The following is a 2,123-nucleotide window of genomic DNA, read 5'->3' as shown; positions in this document are numbered from 1 at the left end:
AGAGGGCGGGGAGCCAATCTACGTACAAGCTCGAGGCTTCAGGGTCCGACGGCTTCCCGGGCACGCTCCGCAACATCCGTGTATCCACCATCCCTGTCAATCCCTGGAACAGAGCATACAAGGGTCCGCTGTGCGGACCGATGCCCACTATGACGGCCGGGCCCCCGCGGCAATGATCTGCGCCAACCGGGCCGCGTACCGCTCCATCTCCTGCGCGGTGCGCACCTCGGTGGCACAGACCAGCAGCGCCGACCCCAGTTCCGGGTAGTCCTGGCCCAGGTCGAAGCCGCCCAGGATGTCCTCGGCGGCAAGCGACCTTAGCACATCCGCGACCGGGGCCGGCAGGCGCAGGGCCTGTTCGTGGAACACCGGGCGGTCGAACAGCGGCTCGACCCCCGGGATGGCACAGAGCAGCGCCGCGAGTTGCCTGGTATTGGCGTGACAGGCGGCGGCCACCCGCTCCAGCCCCGCGGCGCCCAGGATTGCCAGATGGATGGTGGCGGCGGTGACCAGCAGGCCCTGGTTGGTGCAGATGTTGGAGGTCGCCTTGCCGCGGCGGATGTGCTGCTCGCGCGCTTGCAGGGTGAGGGTGAAGCCGGGTTTGCCGTCGAGATCCAGGGTGCGCCCGATGATGCGGCCGGGCATCTGGCGTACCAGGTCCTTCTTGCAGCACAGGAAACCCGCGTAGGGTCCACCCGAGGACAGGGGTATCCCCAAGGGCTGGACCTCCCCGCAGGCAATGTCCGCGCCCTTGGCGCCCCACTCGCCCGGCGGCTTGAGGAGTGCCAGCGCGGTGGGGTTGACCACGCCGATGACCAGTGCGCCATGGGCCTGGGCCCAGTCGGTGAGGTCATCGGCGTCCTCGATGACCCCGAAGAAGTTGGGCTGGTTGATCACCACGGCCGCGAAGCCCGCGTCCCCGACCAGGCCGTCGAGCGTCGCCGCCGGGGTGTGCCCGCCGTGCCGGTCGAAGGGGGCCTCGACGATCTCGATCCCCTGCGGCTCCACGATCCCGCGCAGCGCCCGCCGATAGGCCGGGTGCAGGGCGCGCGGCACCAGCACCCGGCTGGACTTGGCCTTGCGGTTGGCGCGCACCGCCATCAGCACCGCCTCCGCCAGGGCCGAGGCCCCGTCGTAGAGCGAGGCGTTGGAGACCTCCATGGCGGTCAGGGCCGTCATCATGGACTGGAACTCGTAGAGCAGTTGCAGGGTGCCCTGGCTCGCCTCCGCCTGATAGGGGGTGTAGGCGCTGTAGAACTCGCCGCGGGCGGCGATCTGCCACACCGCCGCCGGGATGTGGTGGTCATAGGCCCCGGCGCCGATGAAGCACGCGGCCTCGCCATCGGCACGGGCGCGACCTTGCATCAGACGGGCGATGTCCATCTCCGCGAGCCCGGTGGGGATGGCGGCGAGTTCGCCGATGCGAAGTTCCGCGGGGATCTCGTCGAACAGGTCGTCGATGGCGCCGACGCCGATGGTGCCGAGCATGGCGGCGATGTCCGCGTCGGTATGGGGTACGAAGGGCATGTCAGGTCAGGCCTCCGCGTCGACCACCGCCTGGTAGCCGGCGGCGTCCAGCAGGCCGCCGAAGGCGCCCGGCGTGGCGAGGCGCAGGGTAAAGATCCAGCCCGCATCATAGGCCCCCTGATTGATGGCCTCCGGGGTGTCGGCCAGGGCCGTATTGGCCTCCAGAACCTCACCGCTCAAGGGGGCGTAGATATCGGAAGCGGCCTTGACCGACTCGACCACGGCGCAGGCCTGACCGGCCTCTACCTCGGTGCCGACCTCGGGGGTCTCGACGAAGACGATATCGCCCAGGGCCTCTTGGGCGTGGTCGGTGATGCCGACGGTCACGGTACCGTCGCCGTTGTCCTTCACCCACTCGTGGCTCTTGGTGTAACGCAGGTCAGCAGGGACTAGGCTCATGGTTCTCTCCCGGTGGGGCCGGCGGGCCGGCCGATCGCTGTGTGGTGGCAATGGCATCGCCCGTGGGGGCGGCGCCGGTGGATTTCGTATTGGTCGGTCTTGATCGTGGTTGCTTGCATTGTACGAACTGCGGCGTCGTTATTAACGAGTCAATAGCAAGTCAAACACAAACGCCGCGTTGTCGTTGTCGTTGTCGT

Annotated in this window: 2 protein-coding genes; both read right to left on the bottom strand. The window is 68.4% G+C overall.

Annotated elements, in window-relative coordinates:
* Positions 1-147: 147 nt before the first annotated feature.
* On the bottom strand, positions 148-1,527 hold the full coding sequence (gene gcvPA / locus QZY48_RS12840) for an aminomethyl-transferring glycine dehydrogenase subunit GcvPA (protein ID WP_295431250.1): 1,380 nt from the start codon (positions 1,525-1,527) through the stop codon (positions 148-150).
* Positions 1,528-1,533: 6 nt separating this feature from the next.
* Positions 1,534-1,926, bottom strand: a complete 393-nt coding sequence (gene gcvH, locus QZY48_RS12835; protein WP_100921048.1) for a glycine cleavage system protein GcvH — start codon at positions 1,924-1,926, stop codon at positions 1,534-1,536.
* Between the last annotated feature and the right edge of the window lie 197 nt (positions 1,927-2,123).

Origin of the sequence: uncultured Thiodictyon sp. (assembly GCF_903828115.1) — a bacterium.
GTDB lineage: Bacteria > Pseudomonadota > Gammaproteobacteria > Chromatiales > Chromatiaceae > Thiodictyon.
This window is presented reverse-complemented; position numbering and strand designations above follow the sequence as displayed.

What these genes read in the sequence shown, in the direction of transcription:
- gcvPA (WP_295431250.1), bottom strand. Translation starts at nt 1,527, where the DNA reads ATGCCCTTCGTACCCCATACCGACGCGGACATCGCCGCCATGCTCGGC.
- gcvH (WP_100921048.1), bottom strand. Translation starts at nt 1,926, where the DNA reads ATGAGCCTAGTCCCTGCTGACCTGCGTTACACCAAGAGCCACGAGTGG.